The organism is Anaerobacillus arseniciselenatis (assembly GCF_001865995.1).
GTDB classification, from domain to species: Bacteria; Bacillota; Bacilli; order Bacillales; family Anaerobacillaceae; genus Anaerobacillus; species Anaerobacillus arseniciselenatis.
This window is the reverse complement of the sequence record NZ_MLQQ01000042.1, coordinates 219232-236667: the sequence shown is the minus strand read 5'-3', so window position 1 is coordinate 236667 and position 17436 is coordinate 219232. Positions and strand designations below refer to the sequence as shown.

Annotated in this window: 14 protein-coding genes; all 14 read right to left on the bottom strand. The window is 36.7% G+C overall.

The features are described 5' to 3' along the window. Nucleotides 1-72 precede the first annotated feature (72 nt). The gene (locus tag BKP35_RS15830) at nt 73-1314 is read right to left on the bottom strand and encodes a M16 family metallopeptidase (protein ID WP_071314339.1); all 1242 of its coding nucleotides are present in this window, start codon (nt 1312-1314) and stop codon (nt 73-75) included. A 21-nt stretch (nt 1315-1335) separates the two neighbouring features. Further along, on the bottom strand, nt 1336-2322 hold the full coding sequence (locus BKP35_RS15825; protein ID WP_337959651.1) for a polysaccharide deacetylase family protein: 987 nt from the start codon (nt 2320-2322) through the stop codon (nt 1336-1338). Nucleotides 2323-2517: 195 nt separating this feature from the next. Next, nucleotides 2518-4623, bottom strand: coding sequence for a polyribonucleotide nucleotidyltransferase (locus BKP35_RS15820; protein ID WP_071314338.1), 2106 nt, complete (start codon nt 4621-4623; stop codon nt 2518-2520). Between the two features lie 385 nt (nt 4624-5008). After that, nucleotides 5009-5278 carry a 30S ribosomal protein S15 gene (rpsO, locus tag BKP35_RS15815; protein WP_071314337.1) on the bottom strand — a complete coding sequence of 90 codons (270 nt, stop codon included), beginning with the start codon at nt 5276-5278 and terminating at the stop codon, nt 5009-5011. A 111-nt stretch (nt 5279-5389) separates the two neighbouring features. Beyond that, nucleotides 5390-6352 carry a bifunctional riboflavin kinase/FAD synthetase gene (gene ribF, locus BKP35_RS15810; RefSeq protein ID WP_071314336.1) on the bottom strand — a complete coding sequence of 321 codons (963 nt, stop codon included), beginning with the start codon at nt 6350-6352 and terminating at the stop codon, nt 5390-5392. A gap of 71 nt (nt 6353-6423) precedes the next feature. Next, the gene (gene truB / locus BKP35_RS15805; protein ID WP_071314335.1) at nt 6424-7329 is read right to left on the bottom strand and encodes a tRNA pseudouridine(55) synthase TruB; all 906 of its coding nucleotides are present in this window, start codon (nt 7327-7329) and stop codon (nt 6424-6426) included. 259 nt (nt 7330-7588) lie between these two features. Then, on the bottom strand, nt 7589-7936 hold the full coding sequence (gene rbfA, locus BKP35_RS15800; RefSeq protein ID WP_071314334.1) for a 30S ribosome-binding factor RbfA: 348 nt from the start codon (nt 7934-7936) through the stop codon (nt 7589-7591). Nucleotides 7937-8057: 121 nt separating this feature from the next. After that, nucleotides 8058-8336 (bottom strand): DUF503 domain-containing protein, encoded by a 279-nt coding sequence (locus BKP35_RS15795; protein WP_071314333.1) that lies wholly within the window; start codon nt 8334-8336, stop codon nt 8058-8060. Then, nucleotides 8336-10456 (bottom strand): translation initiation factor IF-2, encoded by a 2121-nt coding sequence (infB, locus tag BKP35_RS15790; RefSeq protein ID WP_071314332.1) that lies wholly within the window; start codon nt 10454-10456, stop codon nt 8336-8338. The genes BKP35_RS15795 and infB overlap by 1 nt, the downstream gene beginning before the upstream one ends. A gap of 54 nt (nt 10457-10510) precedes the next feature. After that, complete coding sequence (locus tag BKP35_RS15785) at nt 10511-10810, bottom strand: YlxQ family RNA-binding protein (RefSeq protein ID WP_071314331.1); 300 nt, start codon at nt 10808-10810, stop codon at nt 10511-10513. Continuing rightward, complete coding sequence (gene rnpM, locus BKP35_RS15780; RefSeq protein WP_071314330.1) at nt 10810-11082, bottom strand: RNase P modulator RnpM; 273 nt, start codon at nt 11080-11082, stop codon at nt 10810-10812. Before rnpM ends, BKP35_RS15785 begins: the two co-directional genes overlap by 1 nt. A gap of 15 nt (nt 11083-11097) precedes the next feature. Beyond that, a complete protein-coding gene (gene nusA, locus BKP35_RS15775; RefSeq protein ID WP_071314329.1) occupies nt 11098-12240 on the bottom strand; it encodes a transcription termination factor NusA in 1143 nt (380 codons plus the stop codon). 23 nt (nt 12241-12263) lie between these two features. Continuing rightward, nucleotides 12264-12734: a ribosome maturation factor RimP gene (rimP, locus tag BKP35_RS15770; protein WP_071314328.1), complete on the bottom strand. Its 471-nt coding sequence runs from the start codon at nt 12732-12734 to the stop codon at nt 12264-12266. A 344-nt stretch (nt 12735-13078) separates the two neighbouring features. After that, nucleotides 13079-17383 (bottom strand): PolC-type DNA polymerase III, encoded by a 4305-nt coding sequence (locus tag BKP35_RS15765; RefSeq protein ID WP_071314327.1) that lies wholly within the window; start codon nt 17381-17383, stop codon nt 13079-13081. Nucleotides 17384-17436 lie beyond the last annotated feature (53 nt).

Here is a 17436-nt window from a genome sequence, read left to right as displayed (position 1 = left end):
ACACCCTCTACTACTATATTTTTATGAGGACAAAACAAAAAATACCACTATCGAGTGGTATTTTTGTATTATTTAAAGTGTTACCCCTTTAGGGAGCTGACCAGATGGGCTAATTAATGCTAATGAGTACGGTTCACCAAATAATTTTTGACTCAATTTATTCGTACTGTCTATAGTAACATCGTTAATCTCATCAATAATTTCATCTAATGAGCGATGACGCTTTAATAGCAATTCATTTTTCCCATTTCGACTCATTCGACTGTTTGTACTTTCTAAACTAAGCATGAGGTTCCCTTTTAACTGCTCTTTTCCTTTGTTTAATTCGTTTTCAGTCATTCCTTTTTCCCTCAAATTCATTAACGTGTCCATGATCGTTTCATAAAGTTCATCTAGTTGAGAAGGAGCAGTGCCACTGTACAATGTCAGCATTCCATTATCATGAAATGAAGAGTGATAAGAGAAAACCGAATAGGCTAAACCTTTCTTCTCTCTTACCTCTTGAAACAATCTGCTACTCATACTTCCACCTAAAATATTATTTAATAGTACGAGACTATATATGTCGTCATGTCCTATTTTCAAGCCGTTAAAACCAAGACAAAGATGTGCTTGCTCTGTATCTTTTTGGCGTACTTTCTTTTCCGACATGAAAGCGGGTGTAATATATTGGCGCTCTTTCCCACTTTTCTTTACTGCACTAAAAATTTCTTTTACTTTTTCAATAAAACTTTCATCTACATTTCCTGCAACAGAAATAACAACATTCTCTGCTGTATACTGGTCATCCATATAGTCTCTTAAAGTGCTTTCTGAAAAAGATTGTAATGTTTCTTGTGTTCCAAGTATCGGATAGGCTAAAGAGTGTGATCCGTAACTTGCTTGTGCTAATAAATCATGGACGATGTCATCAGGAGCATCTTCATACATTTTAATTTCCTCAAGGACAACATTTTTTTCTTTTTCTAATTCTCTTTTTTCAAACTGTGAATCAAAAAACATATCCGATAAGACATCTAGGGCGATATTTGCATGGTCATCTAACACCTTTGCATAATAACACGTATACTCTTTTGACGTAAATGCATTCACTTGGCCGCCGATCCCGTCAAATGCTTCGGCAATTTCTTGTGCTGAACGTTTTTTTGTCCCTTTAAAAAACATATGCTCTAAAAAATGGGAGACCCCGTTCACTTCTTTTTCTTCAAAACGTGAACCCGTACCAATCCAAATACCGATCGAAACCGATCTAACTGTAGGAATTTTTTCTAAAACGATTCGTAAACCATCTGGAGTTTCAAACTTTTGTATCAATCTATTTTTCCTCCTAATATCTCAATATGCTTCGGGGAACTCATTAGTCGTCGTCGTTCTTTCTTCACTAAGAAGGTTCGATACTGTACTTATTTGGTACCCCTTCGCTTTTAAACCTTTTATTAGTTGCTCCAACCCTCCGGTAGCACTTGCTGTCGGATGCATTAATATCATCGAGCCTGGCTCTACTTTTTGTAAAACTCGATTTGCCATGGCCGATGGCTCAGGGTTTCGCCAATCGACAGTATCCAATGTCCAAAGGATCGTATACATATCCATATCTCTTGCAATATCAACGACATCTTGCCGGTAACTTCCACTTGGCGGCGCAAACCATTTTGGTTTAATATCCAACGTTGCATGGATAACTTCATTCGTTTTACTTATTTCATCTTTAATTCTTGCGTTCGTTAATTTCTTTAGATCCGGATGTGAATAAGCATGATTACCAATTTCATGACCTTCATCGACAATCATTTTTGCTAAACTAGGATTTTTTTTCGTCCATGAACCATCTAAAAAAAAGGTCGATTTTACACTATGTGCATTCATGATCTTTAACATTGAAGGTAGGTACTCATTCCCCCAAGCGACATTTACAAGTAATGTAACCATTGGCTTTTCTGGATTTCCACGATAGATCGGCGAAGGTGGTAAGTCACTTAAATGAACTTCAGGTGACGTTTCTTTATACACTAGTTTTCTTTCTAAAAAAGTACCATCTTTTCTCATCTTTTCGTATGAAGCTTCAATATCAATTTCAAGTCCATTAAGTCCTGGTATCGCTTTCCACACTTTATCAACTTTAGCATTAATAGGGGCTACCTTTTTTTGATCCGCATATTGTTGTAATTCCATAAAAAGAGGATCGTTAAACGTTGCTACCGCCTGACTGTCTCTTTTAAGCTCTTGTATGTAATTTGTTGTATATGGATTTTGAATCGACCCCATTGATAAAACAAGGATAATAAAAAAAGTGCACATTTGCAAAATAAACTTCTTCATCATTAACTGTCCCCCCTTGTACTAAAAAATATGCAAAGGATGGACGAGGTAGAACAATTGAGTTTTGAGTTTTGAGTGGTGAGTTGTTGAAAGCAGTGCTTCGCAGCAATAACTAAAAAGTAACTCAACACTCAAAACTCTACATTCATAACTTATAAAAAAGGAAAAGAGACTGGCTAAAAGCCCCAGCCTCTAATATTAACTTTCTTGCTTGTTTTGTTCTTTTAAAATTGCCTTACGCGATAAATTAACTCTTCCTTGGTTATCGACCTCTGTTACTTTAACGAGAATTTCATCGCCTATTGAAACAACATCTTCAACTTTGTTTACTCGTTCTTCAGCAAGTTGGGAGATGTGAACGAGACCGTCTTTACCTTTAAAGATCTCCACAAAGCAACCAAACTTTTCAATACGTTTTACTGTACCGAGATATGTTTGCCCCACTTCAACTTCGCGAACAATGTCTTCGATAATTTGTTTCGCTTTTGCATTCATTGCTTGATCTGTAGAAGCAATAAACACCGTACCATCTTGTTCAATGTCAATTTTAACACTAGTTTCTTCAATGATTTTATTAATGATTTTACCGCTCGGCCCAATAACATCACGGATTTTATCTGGATTAATAGACATCATTAAAATTTTCGGAGCATATTGAGAAAGCTCAATTTTTGGTTCATTAATAGCTTCAAGCATATTGTCCAAAATGTGTAAGCGGCCTGTACGAGCCTGCTCCAAAGCTTCTTCTAAAATATCACGGTTAATTCCTGAAATTTTAATATCCATTTGTAGGGCAGTGACACCATCTTTTGTTCCTGCTACTTTAAAGTCCATATCTCCAAGATGATCTTCCATACCTTGAATGTCTGTTAAAACTGTGTAATCTTCGCCATCTGCAATAAGTCCCATGGCAATCCCAGCAACTGGAGCTTTAATTGGTACACCTGCAGCCATCATCGCTAAAGTGCTCGCACAAATACTTGCTTGAGAAGTTGAACCGTTAGATTCTAGCACTTCTGATACGAGACGTATCGTGTATGGGAATGTTTTCTCTGACGGAATAATTGGTTCTAAAGCACGTTCTCCTAAAGCACCATGTCCGATCTCTCTTCGGCCCGGACCACGAATCGGACCTGTTTCACCAACACTAAATAACGGGAAGTTATAGTGATGCATAAAACGTTTCGACTCTTCAATCCCTAATCCGTCTAAAATTTGCACGTCACCTAATGCGCCCAAAGTACAAACACTTAATGCTTGAGTTTGACCTCTTTTAAACAAACCAGAGCCGTGTGTTCTTGGTAAAATATCAATTTTAGAAGAAAGAGGACGAATTTCATCTTTAGCTCGTCCATCAGGGCGAACTTTCTCTTTCGTAATTAATCGTCTTACTTCTTCTTTGACGATCTTTTGTAAAATTTCTTTTACTTCATCAAGGTCTATCTCTTCATTTTCTTCAAAATGGGAAATCGTTTTTTCCATCACTGAATCAATTGCAGCTTGTCTAGCGTGCTTTTCTTGTACTTGAACAGCTTCCCTTAAATCACTATCAGCAAATTCACGGACTAATGTATTAAGCTCGGCATCGACTTGTTGTAATATTACTTCCATTTTTTCAATTGGTCCTAATTGACGGATAACCTCTTCTTGGAAAGCAACGAGACGTTTAATCTCTTCATGACCGTACATAATTGCTTCTAACATTACTTCTTCAGCAACTTCATCCGCACCGGCTTCAACCATGTTAATTGCATCTTTCGTCCCTGCAACGACTAAGTGAATATCACTTTTCTCAAGTTCATCTGTTGTAGGGTTAATTAAAAACTCTCCATCAATACGACCAACAGTGACGCCAGCAATCGGACCATCAAAAGGGATATCAGAAATGCATAACGCTAATGAAGAACCTACCATTGCTGCCATTTCAGAAGAACAGTTTTGATCATTACTCATGACAATACTGACAACTTGTACTTCATTACGAAATCCATCTGGAAAAAGCGGACGAATTGGTCGGTCAATTAATCGACTTGTTAAAATTGCATTTTCACTCGGACGACCTTCTCGTTTTATAAAACCACCAGGAATTTTCCCAGCTGCATATAAACGTTCTTCGTAATTCACAGTAAGGGGGAAGAAACTTAGTGGCTTAGGAGATCTTGAAGCAGTAGCTGTAGAAAGCACCGCCGTCTCTCCATATCTTACCATCACTGCTCCATTTGCTTGTTTCGCGAATTCACCAATTTCAAACGTTAACTCGCGACCTGCCCAATCCATCGAAAATTTTTGTGTTTCATGTTCCATGTGTACGAGTACTCCTCTCGTCTTTCAAAATTTAATTTTCATTTCAATGAATTTCATAATCATTATTATCGCCACTAAGTATCTCTATGTAGTTGCGTTAAACTGCTCGCAACTACATAGAGTTTGATATGGCTCAATTTAGGTCATTATGAAATTCATCCATTTACTATACACTTATTATTTCCTTAAATATGTAAATTAAAAAGTATTTTAACAAACAAATTAAAATACGATATTTTAATGAATTTCATAATCGTTATTTAGCACCACTAGATGTAACTCTTGATGTGGTTAGTTTATTGAATATTATGAAATTCACTCAATTAATAATATTTTCCAGTAAATAAATCTAACAAAAAAGCGAGACGAATCCCGCTTTTTCCTACTATCGGCGTAAACCGAGCTTATCAACTAGGTTACGGTAACGTGTAACGTCTTTGTTACGTAAGTACGTAAGTAAGTTACGACGTTGACCAACCATTTTTAAAAGACCACGACGTGAGTGATGATCCTTCTTGTGTGTACGTAAATGATCGTTTAACGTATTGATTTGCTCCGTTAGGATAGCGATCTGTACCTCTGGAGAACCAGTGTCAGTATCGTGCACTTTAAACGTTTCAATAAGTTCATTTTTACGCTCTTGCGATAATGCCATCCTAATTCACCTCCTTTATATTATCCCCTATTACCTAGCAAACGTCGGTGATTCGATTTTGCCAAGTAACGGTTTTGTACAAACGTACATTAATAAGAATACATGGTTTAGCTATAAATTGCAAGAACACAAGTTTAATTTATTTAAAATTTGTTGTGCTTCTTGTTTATCCTTTTGAATTTGCTCAATTAATTGCTCGATCGAACTAAACTTCTTTTCGCTTCTAATACGTTCAATCCATTGAACCGTTACACTTTCACCGTAAATGTTGTCAGCAAAATTAAATAGGTGAATTTCTACAGCAAGTGCAGCGCTACCTTCTCCATGAAAGGTAGGTTTATAGCCAATATTACATACTCCTTCATACGTCCTATCGTTTATTTTTACTAAAGTAGCATAAACTCCCTCTTTCGGTAGTAAGAACCCTTCTGACTTTATATTTGCTGTCGGAAAGCCAATTTCCCTTCCTCTTTTCTCACCATGAACAACTTCTCCAACGACTTCATAATATCTTCCTAAAAATTCACGTATTTGCGATACTTCACCGGCAGCTAGAAGATTGCGAATGTGAGTAGAACTTATTTTCTCTAAACTTTTCTCTACTTTTGAAATCGTCGTTTGTGTAAATTCATTCCTCGAGTGAAAAGGTAATGTCTCCATCGTCCCTTTTCCTAATTTTCCATAAGAATAATCAAAACCTGCAACAACATGCTTCACATTTAAACCAATTAAGTAATCATCGACAAACTGTTGTGGTGTTAAATTAGCAAACGGTAACGAAAAATCTACTATATATAGAACATCGACATCTAACTGTTCGATTAATTTAATCTTTTCAGGTAAGGGACTTAAATAGTTCATTTTTTCTTTTCTTGTACGCAACACTTCTTTTGGGTGTGGATTAAAAGTCATAACTGCACATTGCATTTGTTTTTCTTTAGCCAACTTTTTAGCTGTTAATATAACCTTTTCATGTCCTAAATGGACTCCATCAAAAAAGCCTAATGCAATAACTGTCGGTTTGATCGTTTCTTTTTTCAGCTGATGAGGATGTGACAGCATTATCGTTTTCAACGTTTCCACCTCAATCTAAATTATTATAAGAAAAGCGCAAGGCGCCCGCCTACATTCTTCTCCTTCGTTGCTCAGAAAACCTTTTCTGGTTTCATTAGCCCCGCTTTTGTTGGGTGCTTTTGATAGATCGCTAAACATTCTCCATTCTTATTATAAACGGTAAAACGATTTTCAGCTATCCCCTCCGGAAATGGTAATACTGCTCCATTTGAAATTTTAAAAGCGAGAGTATCATTCACTTCAATATGTTTTAAAAATGATAGTGCATCTTCAAGTTTAAAAAGTTTTTGTTGTAAATCCCCTGCTTTAAACATAGACTCTATTTGTTCAAATGTTATACACTCTTTTAATGTAAAAGGTCCAGAAGCTGTTCGTACTAGAGCTGACATATGAGATGGGTAGCCTAACTGTTTACCAATATCGACAGCTAATGTACGTACATAAGTTCCTTTACTACAATGGACTCTAAATGAAAACTTTAGCTTATTTCCATCGAACAACTCTGGCTCCGTAAGGATAGTCAAATTATGTATGACGACACGACGACTAGGGCGCTCGACTACTTGCCCGAGGCGTGCATACTCGTATAGTTTTTTCCCATTTACCTTGACCGCAGAATACATCGGAGGAATTTGCTCGATTTCACCAACAAATGAATTTACGACTTCCTTTAATTGTTTCATTGTCACAAGTTCTTTTACAGGTTTTTCATCAATGATTTCTCCAGTGAAATCTTCTGTTGTCGTAGAAAATCCAATCGTAACTTCACATTCATACGTTTTCGAATAATCAGACATATATTGAGCTACTTTCGTTGCTTTCCCTATACAAATTGGTAAAACTCCAGTAACTTCTGGGTCTAGCGTTCCAGTATGACCAATTTTGCGAGTTTTTAAAATTCCTCTTAACTTGGCAACACAATCATGTGAGGTCATTCCTTTCGGCTTATGCAAAGGTAAAATACCTTGTAATTCCATTTGTATCACCACTTTATATTTATTTAGAAAAGTTGAAATAAACAGTTATGTGAGTGAATTTCATAATCACCAAAAACGAGTCACACTAAACAATATATAGTTTGCGAACGGTTTTGACGCAACTACATATAGTTACTTAATGGCGATAATATTGAATTATGAAATTCATTAATGTAGAAATTAGAAAAACCTTGGCCGTCAACAAAGAAAAGAGGAGATAGCAGAATACTATCCCCCTTCCTTTGCCAAGTTTTCGTTATTAATCGTCTTGACGGTTGATCTCTCCTAGAAGTGAAGCAATTTTATTACCATACTCGATTGACTCGTCAAACTTAAAAAGAAGTTCTGGTGTTTTTCTTAACCTTACTCTTTTACCTATTTCAGAACGAATAAATCCAGTTGCTTTTGAGAGTCCTTGTAATGTTGACTCTTTTTGCTCGTCACTCCCGAGTACAGTAATATATACTGTAGCTTGTTGTAAGTCACCCGTTACATCAACTCCCGTAACGGTAACAAAGCCAATTCGAGGATCTTTTAAATCTCTTTGTAAAATTTCAGTCATTTCTTTTTTAATTTGTTCAGCAACTCTATTTGGACGAACACTCATAATATCACCTCATAAGAAAAGCACAAGCGCCTTGGTCACGAGCGAAAGGACTGAAATGACCGAGCTCGTAGGCGCTGTAGCTAGACAGCATTCAAAGTTTAAATTTAAAGCTTTATTAAATTTAAAACCACTCAAAGTTTGTAATGGTTCGTTCAATTTCTGGTGTTGAATCGATTAAAGCTAATGCCTTGTTAAGCTCTTTTTCAGCAACAACACGATCACTTGCGACAGTAACGATACAAATTTCCGTTCGTTGCCATAAATCTTGATAGCCTACTTCTGAAACTGATACATTTAGTCTTTGCTTTAACCGAGTTATTATACTTTTAATAACTGACCGTTTCCCCTTAAGGGACTGTGCATCGTAAATTAAACATTCACAAGATACAGAGCCAATCATTAACGTTTAATCTCCTCCATCACGTACGCTTCAATAATATCGCCTTCTTTGATGTCATTAAATTTCTCAAGTGTTATTCCACACTCATAGTTAGTTGCGACTTCTTTAACGTCATCTTTAAAGCGCTTAAGAGCACCAATCGAACCTTCATAAATAACAACGCCATCACGAATTAAACGAACTGTAGAGTCACGAGTAACTTTTCCTTCAGTAACGTAACACCCTGCAATTGTTCCTACTTTAGATACTTTAAACGTTGTACGAACTTCAACTTGCCCGATCACTTTTTCTTCAAATTCTGGATCAAGCATTCCTTTCATAGCTGCCTCAATTTCATCAATCGCATTATAAATAACGCGGTGAAGACGAATATCTACTTTTTCGCTATCTGCTGTTCGTTTGGCATTGACATCTGGGCGAACATTAAAGCCAATCACTATCGCATTTGAAGCACTCGCTAAAATAATATCAGATTCAGTAATCGCACCTACACCTGTGTGAATAATATTTACCTTCACACCTTCAACATCAATTTTTTCTAATGAACCACGCATCGCTTCAACAGAACCTTGAACATCAGCTTTAATAATGACATTAATCTCTTTAATCTCACCTTGCTGAATTTGATTAAACAGATCATCTAAACTAACTCTACTTGTTTCAGAACGCTCAGCTTCACGTTGCTTCGTTGCACGAGCTTCCCCAACAGAGCGAGCTGTCTTTTCATCTTTAAATACTAAAAATTGGTCACCTGCTTGTGGAACGTCACTAAGACCTGTAATTTCTACAGGAGCAGATGGTCCAGCAACTTTCACACGTCTCCCTAAGTCATTGACCATTGCTCGAACTCGACCAAACGTATTACCAACAACAATTGGGTCACCTACATGAAGCGAACCGGATTGAACTAGCAATGTAGCTACTGCTCCTCGACCTTTATCAAGCTCCGCTTCAACAACAGTTCCTCTTGCATAAGCTTTAGGGTTCGCTTTATATTCTTCAACTTCAGCAACTAGTAAGATCATCTCTAATAGTTCGTCGATGCCTTCACCTTTTAATGCAGAAACCGATACGAAAATTGTATCTCCACCCCATGCTTCAGGAACTAAACCGTGTTCTGTTAACTCCTGCATCACTCGATCTGGGTTCGCACCTTCTTTATCCATTTTGTTGACGGCAACGATAATCGGGACTTCTGCTGCTTTAGCGTGATTAATCGCTTCAACCGTTTGCGGCATAACTCCATCATCAGCAGCAACAACAAGAATGGTAATATCCGTTACTTGAGCACCACGAGCACGCATCGTCGTAAATGCGGCATGGCCTGGTGTATCTAAAAATGTAATTTTCTTACCAGCCTCTTCTACTTGATAAGCACCGATGTGCTGTGTAATTCCCCCAGCTTCACCAGCAGTTACTTTCGTGTGACGAATTGAATCAAGCAGCGTCGTTTTACCATGGTCAACGTGACCCATAATTGTCACAACTGGTGGTCTTTCTTGAAGGTCTTTTGGATCATCAGCTTCCTCATATCTTTCGAAATCAGTAGTTTCTAAAATGATCTCTTCCTCTACTTCAACTCCGTAGTCACTGGCAATCAACTCTATAGAATCTTTATCTAATTCTTGGTTTATAGTAGCCATAACCCCTAAAAACATTAACTTCTTTATAAGCTCTGATGGCTCTTTGTTAAGTTTCTTTGCAAGGTCTCCTACCGTAATTGAACCAGAAAATGTAATTTTTGAAGGAAGTTCTTTAACTTCTTTCTTTACTTCTACTTGTGGCTTATGGTTATTATTTTTATTTTTGTTTTTGTTACGTTTTTTGTCATTTTTCTTTTGGTTGAAATTTCCTGCTCCACCTTGATTGTTTTTTGTGGTTGGCTTTTGCTGTGCATTACTTTTCTTAGAATCATTAGCCTTTGGAGCTGTTTGCGCAGGTTTTTGTTTCACCTGTTTTGAAGCCTCTTTTGGTGTTCCTTCTAGTTGTTTTATCGTATCTTCTGTAATAACAGACATATGGTTAGTTACCTCAACGTTCATCGCTTTTAGTTTTTCAATAATTTCTTTACTTGATAAGTTTTTTTCTTTTGCATATTCATATACTCGCATCTTCCTCATTTGCTTTCCTCCCTTATGAACCTCAACTTGTTCATCCGCATTTCAAAAGCTTTTTTATAAAATTGAAAGGAGCTTTTGTGCAAATCCTTGGTCGGTTACGCCAATAACCACTCTTTCATGTTTCCCAATGGCCATACCAAGTTCTTGCCGATCAGCCACAAACTTAAGAGTAACATTATAAAATTTACACTTGTCTTGTAACTTTTTTTTCGTTAAATCTGAAGCGTCATTAGCTACAATAACAAGATGTACGTTTTTTTTACGAATGTCTTTAACAACAAGTTCTTCCCCAGTTACTAGCTTCCTAGCTCTTGCAGCAAGCCCTAGCAAAGAAAACCATTGTGGTTGTTTCATTAAAAGTCTCCTTCAGTTCGATCTTTAATTAGTTGGTCGTAAATTTCAGAGCTTACTTTAACATTTAAGTGCTTAGAGAAAACATCTCTTTTTTTCGCCTCAAGGAAGCATTCCTGACTATTACTCACATAAGCTCCTCTTCCGGATTTTTTGCCAGTAAAATCAATCACCACTTCGCCCTCAGGTGTACGCACAATTCTAACCAACTCTTTTTTCGGCTTCATTTCATTTGTAACTACACATTTACGAAGTGGAACTTTTCGCTTTTTCATACTTTCTCCACTCCTTTATTGTTCTAGCTCATCATGTCTTTCTTCATTAAGGATAGGATCCTCATTTACTGTCTCTTCTTCATAGCCTACTACATCATTTTCATTCGGGTTGTATAAGCCTAAGCTCTCCGCTTCTGATTGGCTCTTTATATCAATTTTCCAACCTGTTAATTTAGCCGCTAGCCTTGCATTTTGTCCTCTTTTACCAATCGCTAAAGATAATTGATAGTCTGGCACGATGACTTGTGTCATTTTTTCCTCTTCATTAACTTTTACTTGAACAACTTTCGCAGGGCTTAAAGCATTAGCTACATATTCAACTGGATCTTCTGACCAGCGAACAATATCAATTTTTTCTCCTTTAAGCTCATTTACAATCGTTTGAACTCGCTGCCCTTTTGGACCTACACAAGAACCTACAGGATCAACTTCCGGATTCGGAGCGTGTACAGAGATCTTTGAACGATCACCGGCTTCTCTAGCTACTGACATTAATTCCACAGTACCATCAAAGATTTCTGGGACTTCTAATTCGAATAGTCGTTTTAGTAAGCCAGGGTGAGTTCTAGAAATTAAAATTTGAGGACCTTTTGTCGTTTTCTCAACCTTAGTTATGTAGGCTTTAATACGATCGTTATGCTTATATGTTTCGTTTGGCATTTGCTCACTTAACGGAAGTAATGCTTCTACTTTCCCTAAGTCCACATAAATAAAACGACTATCTTGTCGTTGAACAATTCCCGTCATAATATCTTCTTCACGATCAATGAAGTCAGAATATATAATTCCTCTTTCAGCTTCGCGAACTCGCTGCGTTACTACTTGTTTAGCAGTTTGTGCGGCAATGCGCCCAAAATCTTTCGGTGTTACTTCAATTTCTACAATATCATCAACTTCATATTGTGGGTTAATTGCCTTTGCAGCCTCTTCAGAAATTTCTAGTCTTGCATCAAACACTTCTTCCACAACTTGCTTTCTCGCAAAAACACGAATACTACCATTCTCACGGTTAATGTCCACCCGGACATTTTGCGCTTGATTAAAGTTGCGTTTATAACCAGAAATTAAAGCTGCTTCAATAGCTTCAATAATTATTTCCTTACTAATTCCTTTTTCTTTTTCTAACGTCGTTAATGCATCCATAAAGTCACTATTCATGGACCTTTTCTCCCCCTTTCAATTTAGAAAACTACAGCTAATCTTGCGCTTGCTACTTTTTCATATGGAATAGTTACTTCAACAGTTCTAGTTTTTTGCTTTGTTGCAATTATCAACTGCTGACCATCAAAGGTTACAAGCTTGCCTTCAAATGCTTTTTCACCGTCAATTGGTTCATATGTAGTCACATAAACATTTTTTCCTAGTGCTTTTTCTATATCTTTTTGTTTTTTTAATGGGCGTTCAGCACCTGGTGATGAAACTTCCAAAAAATATGCTTGCGGGATTGGATCGTGCTCATCTAAAAGCTCGCTCAAACGTTCACTTACTATACCACAATCTTCTATGTCTACTCCTGTATCAGAGTCAATAAACACACGAAGGAACCAGTTCTTCCCTTCTTTCTTAAATTCAACATCCACAAGCTCGAGTTCTAATTCAGTTAATATAGGTGTCACAAGATCTTCTACAGTGGTAGTCACTTTCTTACTCACAAAAAACCCTCCTTACTAGAAAAGCGTATGCGCCTGCTTTCAAATTGTATCCTAGATTAAGTTAATTACTTGTATGTAGAGAATATTATATATCAATAGCTTTATGATCTATTATGCCCAAAACAAAAGACATCTATATACAAGAAATACGCAACTTTACAAGCTTTCATTCATTTTACTTACTAGCTTTTGGTAGACTATGCAACATCACATAAGCTTTTTTAGTAAAACGAAAGAGTGGGTTTCCCCACTCTTTTTGCGCGTAACTATTATAAGTATTACCTCAAAAATATAACATAACCCCTGAAATTATGCAAGTTGGGTCGTGACTATGCTTCATTTCATTAAAATAATGAAAGTTGATTTGAATCTGGTAACCCCTCAAGACACCCATGCTCATCGAGGTTTTCTAAAACTGTTTTCGTAATTTTACTCTTTTGTTGCAAATCTTCTTTTGATAAAAATTCCCCATGATCCCTGGCTTTGACAATGTTGAGCGCAGCGTTCGTACCAACGCCTGTCATCGCATTAAAAGGAGGAATTAATGTATCTTCTTCTACGAGGAATTCAGTAGCACTTGAACGATACAAATCAACCTTTTTAAATGAGAACCCTCTTTCACACATTTCAATTGCTAACTCTAATACAGTCAAAACACTCTTTTCTTTTGGTGATGCATCTAAACCTTTTTCATTAATTTCTTCAATTTTAGCACGGATCGACGCTGAACCTCGAATCATCGTATTCAAATCAAAGTCATCCGCTCTAACCGTGAAGTATGCAGCATAAAATAAAATTGGATGGTGGACTTTAAAATAGGCGATTCTCACTGCCATTAATACATATGCCGCGGCATGGGCTTTTGGGAACATATATTTAATTTTCAAACAAGATCCAATATACCAATCAGGGACATTGTTTTTCTTCATTTCCTCAATCCACTCTTCACTTAAACCTTTCCCTTTTCGGACACTTTCCATAATTTTAAAAGCTAATGAGTGCTCTAAACCTTTATAAATCAAATAAACCATAATGTCATCACGACAGCCGATAACATCTTTCAGCTCGCACGTCCCATTATAAATAAGTTCATTGGCATTGTTCAGCCATACATCTGTTCCGTGAGACAATCCAGAAATTTGGACGAGTTCACTAAAAGTTGACGGTTTCGTTTCCTCGAGCATTTGTCTAACAAATCTTGTTCCAAACTCCGGAATACCATAAGTACCTGTTTTACACATAATTTGCTCTTCTGTAACCCCTAGAGATTCCGTCCCACTAAATAATTTAAATACTTCAGGGTCATCTGTTGGAATGGTCTTCGGATCTATGCCACTTAAATCTTGTAACATCCGAATTACGGTCGGATCATCATGCCCTAAAATATCAAGCTTTAAAATATTGTCGTGAATGGAGTGAAAATCAAAGTGTGTTGTTTTCCACTCGGCCTCTCTATCGTCCGCCGGGAATTGAATTGGGGTAAAATCGTATACCTCCATGTAATCAGGTACAACGATAATACCACCTGGATGCTGCCCAGTTGTTCTTTTTACACCGGTACAACCTGAGACGAGTCGATCTATTTCAGCACCTCTCATTTGAAAGTCGTTGTCATTTTGATAACCTTTCACGTAACCATATGCGGTCTTTTCGGCAACTGTTCCAATGGTTCCGGCTTTATATACATTATCAACACCGAATAATTCTTTCGTATAATTATGAGCTCGAGATTGATAAGCACCAGAAAAGTTAAGGTCGATATCAGGTACTTTATCTCCTTTAAAGCCTAGGAACGTTTCAAACGGAATATCATGACCATCTTTTACATACTTTGTCCCACATTCCGTACAATCCTTATCAGGTAAATCAAATCCAGAACCAACAGATCCATCGTCAAAAAACTGTGAATGATGACAGTTTGGACAAACGTAATGTGGTGGTAGTGGATTCACCTCTGTAATTTCAGTTAATGTAGCAACAAGTGATGAACCGACAGAACCACGCGATCCAACTAAGTAACCATCATCTAAAGATTTTTTTACAAGTTTATGAGAAATTAAATAAATAACCGCAAATCCGTGACCAATAATACTCTTCAATTCTTTTTCTATCCTAGCTTCAACTATTTCAGGAAGGGGGTCACCATATATGCTTTTAGCCATACCGTAGCTCATCTTTCTGATTTCTTCATCAGCACCTTCGATTTTCGGTGTATAAAGATCGTCAGGAATCGGCTTAATCTCCTCTACTTGATCGGCGATTTTTTGCGTATTACTTACGACAATTTCCTTTGCCTTTTCTTCGCCTAAAAATTGAAAACATCCTATCATTTCATCTGTCGTTCGAAAATGAACTTGTGGTAACGTTTGTTTATTTAGCGGATTAGCTCCGCCTTGACTAGCTATTAATATTTTGCGATAAATCCAGTCGTTTTCATTTAAATAATGGACATTTCCTGTCGCAACGACCGGCTTGTCTAATTTCTCTCCTAACGCAACAATCTTTGTCATGATATCTTTTAATTCTAATTCGTCACGAATTAGCTCTTTTTCAATCAAATGATAATAATTAGAAGGGGGTTGAAGTTCAAGGTAGTCATAAAATTTAGCAACCTCTTCTACTTCATCACTCGATTTTTGCATCATCCCTTCAAAGACTTCCCCTTTGTCACAACCAGAACCGACAATAATTCCTTCACGATATTTTTGTAATAAGGATTTTGGAATTCGCGGTGTACGGTGGAAAAACTCAAGATGAGAATATGACACAAGTTTATATAAGTTTTTCAAGCCGATTTGATCTTTGGCAATTAAAATGCAATGAGATGGTCTTAAACGATGAAAGTCACCTTTTCCCATGTTATCATTCAATTGATCATGAAACTCTATATCACGCTCAAGGCAATCTTTTACTAACTTCCATAATAAATAACCAGTCGCCTCAGCATCGTATATCGCACGGTGATGACTAACTAATTCAATATCGAATTTTTTACAAAGGTTGTTTAATCGATGGTTTTTTAATTGTGGATATAAAAACCTCGCTAACTCTAACGTATCAATGACGGGGTTAGCACAATCATTAAAACCAATTTTACGAAACCCTGCATTAATAAACCCCATATCAAAGCTAGCATTGTGAGCGACTAAAACATCGTCACCAATCCATTCTCTAAAATCTTTTAACACATCATCAATTTCAGGAGCATCAACAAGCATATCGTCGGTAATACCTGTTAAATCGATAATTGTGTTTGTTAATTTTTCATGGGGATTTGCAAACGATTCAAAACGATCAATAATTTCTCCTTCTTTTACTTTGACGGCCGCAAGTTCAATAATTGTATTATAAACAGCAGATAACCCTGTTGTCTCAACGTCAAAGACAATATACGTCTCTTCTTTTAATGATCTTTTTTGAGTGTTGTAAGCAATCGGCACTCCGTCATCGACTAAGTTCGCTTCTAAACCGAATATAATTTTAATGTCATGTTTTTTCCCAGCCCCATAAGCCTCTGGATAAGATTGTACAACTCCATGGTCTGTAATGGCAATCGCTTTATGGCCCCATTTACTCGCTTGTTCTACTAGGCGACTAGGTGAAGTGACCGCATCCATCTGACTCATTGGAGTATGCAAATGTAATTCAACTCGTTTTTCATCTTCTGGTGCTAAGTCTTGTTTTTCAACGGGTTTAACTTCATTAATATCTTTTGCAATCATCACTAAGTCGCGTACAAACGTATCGTGTTGAATGCCTCCGCGAACCTTTACCCAAATTCCTTTTTTTACAGCTTGGAGAAGTGCTACATCTTCTTTGTCATTAGAAAATATTTTCACTAAAATTGAATCGGTATAATCAGTAATTTTAAACGTTAAAAGGGTTCGCCCACTTCTTAACTCTCTCGTTTCCGCATCAAAAACATATCCTTGAATAGCAACCTTCTTTTCTTCGTCAACAATATTTTCAATCGGAATAATATCATCTTTAATTTGATAACCAATCGTTAGAGTTTCACCTGATTGTCCAACTTTTTCAGCTCTTTTTTCTTGTTTTTGTTTTTCAATCATCGCAGCAACCATTTTCGAATGATCTTCTTCTTGTTTCTGCTGCACAAACTGTTGAAATTCTTTTTTAGACTCTTTAATCTTTGTCTCAATTTGAAAATAAGGAAAACCGACGTTCAAAAAAGATTCTCTTAAAGGTTCTTTTAGTTTCCTAGCTAGTGCAGTTGCTTCCGTTTCATTTCTCACATTTATGATCAGCTTTTGACCTTCAATAATAGGTGTTTGACCTTTTAAAAACTGTATTATGGATGGCGATATTCCCTCTAAACTATCAATAATATGCGGCCAGTAGTCAACCATACTTCTTTCATCAACTTGTTGCTCGATATAGCGAATGGTAAACGATACTTGGGCGATGTGACCAAATGCTTGTCCCAATTTTTCACTAAAAAGTTGAAAAACTTGAAAAGGAATAACTCTTTGTAGCTGAAAATCAAACTGCCACTTCTTTTCATTTTTATAAATAGATAGTTTGTGTATAAGTCCATCATGAAAATACTTTTGTGAGAGGTCCTCAGGAAACAAAATTTGTTGGAGGAGTAATTGAAGTCGCTCTTTCCGTATTTGTGTTTCTTCGTTCATAAATTCCTCCCCTTTCATTAATAGTTAATGAATTTCATAATTCAATATTATCG

Excerpts from the sequence above, each read along its gene's own strand:
- BKP35_RS15825 (WP_337959651.1), bottom strand. The coding sequence starts at position 2,322 with ATGATGAAGAAGTTTATTTTGCAAATGTGCACTTTTTTTATTATCCTT.
- BKP35_RS15820 (WP_071314338.1), bottom strand. The coding sequence starts at position 4,623 with ATGGAACATGAAACACAAAAATTTTCGATGGATTGGGCAGGTCGCGAG.
- rpsO (WP_071314337.1), bottom strand. The coding sequence starts at position 5,278 with ATGGCATTATCGCAAGAGCGTAAAAATGAACTTATTGAAACGTTTAAA.
- truB (WP_071314335.1), bottom strand. The coding sequence starts at position 7,329 with ATGGAATTACAAGGTATTTTACCTTTGCATAAGCCGAAAGGAATGACC.
- rbfA (WP_071314334.1), bottom strand. The coding sequence starts at position 7,936 with ATGAGTGTTCGTCCAAATAGAGTTGCTGAACAAATTAAAAAAGAAATG.
- BKP35_RS15795 (WP_071314333.1), bottom strand. The coding sequence starts at position 8,336 with ATGATTGGCTCTGTATCTTGTGAATGTTTAATTTACGATGCACAGTCC.
- infB (WP_071314332.1), bottom strand. The coding sequence starts at position 10,456 with ATGAGGAAGATGCGAGTATATGAATATGCAAAAGAAAAAAACTTATCA.
- BKP35_RS15785 (WP_071314331.1), bottom strand. The coding sequence starts at position 10,810 with ATGAAACAACCACAATGGTTTTCTTTGCTAGGGCTTGCTGCAAGAGCT.
- rnpM (WP_071314330.1), bottom strand. The coding sequence starts at position 11,082 with ATGAAAAAGCGAAAAGTTCCACTTCGTAAATGTGTAGTTACAAATGAA.
- nusA (WP_071314329.1), bottom strand. The coding sequence starts at position 12,240 with ATGAATAGTGACTTTATGGATGCATTAACGACGTTAGAAAAAGAAAAA.
- BKP35_RS15765 (WP_071314327.1), bottom strand. The coding sequence starts at position 17,383 with ATGAACGAAGAAACACAAATACGGAAAGAGCGACTTCAATTACTCCTC.